General features: G+C 68.1%; 1 pseudogene. It reads right to left on the minus strand.

Going from position 1 to position 1414, the window contains the following annotated elements:
* A pseudogene (locus tag I5Q34_RS33310) lies at positions 1–1389 on the minus strand (hypothetical protein); the annotation flags it as partial.
* Positions 1390–1414: the final 25 nt, after the last annotated feature.

Raw genomic sequence — 1414 nt, forward strand, 5'->3', positions numbered from 1 at the left:
GGCCGGGGCGCAGTTGAGGGTGATGCGGTGCTCGAAGTGGTCGATCGTCTCGCTGGAGCCGAGGATGATGAGGCTGATGTTGTCCGGCGGTAGCCACGTGGGCGGGTCGGTGATGACGATCCGGTCGCCCTGGCGCAAGTCGAGGACGGCGGCCTTCAGCGCGGGGGCTGCCGTGAAGGTGTTGTGGGCGAGGTTGACGCTGATCTGCGGGTACCGGGCCTCGTCCACCGTGCCCATGTGCAGGCGCCATGACGCCTGGTCGTCCAGCGTGGCGTCCGAGTCGATGTTCAGCCCGACCTGGTCGCCGTAGGTCCCGATCCCGGCCGGCGGGTCGGCGGTGCCCATGGGCCCGATGGTCAGGGAGGTGTGGGTGGTACCGCCTCCGTCGCGGGTGACGGTGATGTCGTTGTGCGTGAACTGGTCGTCGTCGACGGGGTCGAGGCTGGCCGAGAGCTGGTTCGCCGAGTAGGACAGCGTCAGCACCGCGTCCTGGTTGTACAGCGAGGTCCGCGGCCGGTAGCCGAGACCGAAGACCGCGAGATTCTCGTAGAGGATGCCGAGGTCGGCCTCCACGCATTCCTGGATCAGGTCGAGGGGCTTCTTTTTCGGCTGGCCGCCCATGGCGACGGTGTCGTCCAGGTCGCCGATCCAGTCGAGTGCGACGCCTTCCTCCGCGCACGTCCGCTGGATGCGGCGGCCGGCTTTTTCCCCGACGGGGTTGCCTCTGACACCGATGTCCGTGATGGACGTGATGGTGGACTGGGCGGTGACATGGCCGACCACGCTGTCGGTGAGCCCCTCGGCGTGCCCGAGGGAGGCGGAGGCCATGGTGATGTAGCGCAGCCTGGACAGGGAAGAGAGGGCCAGGGAGCCGGTCCCGACGGTCGTCGTGCCCCGTTCCAGGTCGACCAGGCGGACGGTGCAGGCGACGCCGGGGCTGGTGTCGGCCAGTTCGATCGAGACCCGCAGCAGCTTTCCCCGGATGTCGCCGAACTCGTCGACTCCCCCGGCGAGGAGGGCCTCGTCGAAGTCGAGGGGACGCAGCCGGACCCCGCCGGTGAGGGCTTCATAGGTGAGATCGAAGTAGCTCAGGGTGATGGAGTTCATGGTCAGGCGGCAGATCGCCTGGGCATCCGGGAGCCCCTCGGCGGGCACGAAGAGCAGGAACCGCACCTGGAGTTGGCTGAACGTCGAGTACTTGGCGATCCCGCCGCCGAAGGACGAGGCGGTCATGACGGGCAGCGGGTCGGATGTGGGGAAGCGGGCGAAGGCGGCGAGGTCCGGTGTCCCGGAGATCTCCATGACTGACCCGGAGGTGAGAGCGGAGGTCATGCTCAGCGAGCCGTCGATGTCCTCCAGGGGCCAGTACGCCAGCAGGCTGTCCAGCATCGGGTCCGTGATCGCGCGGTACATG

The organism is Streptomyces sp. AV19 (assembly GCF_015999245.1).
Lineage (GTDB): Bacteria > Actinomycetota > Actinomycetes > Streptomycetales > Streptomycetaceae > Streptomyces.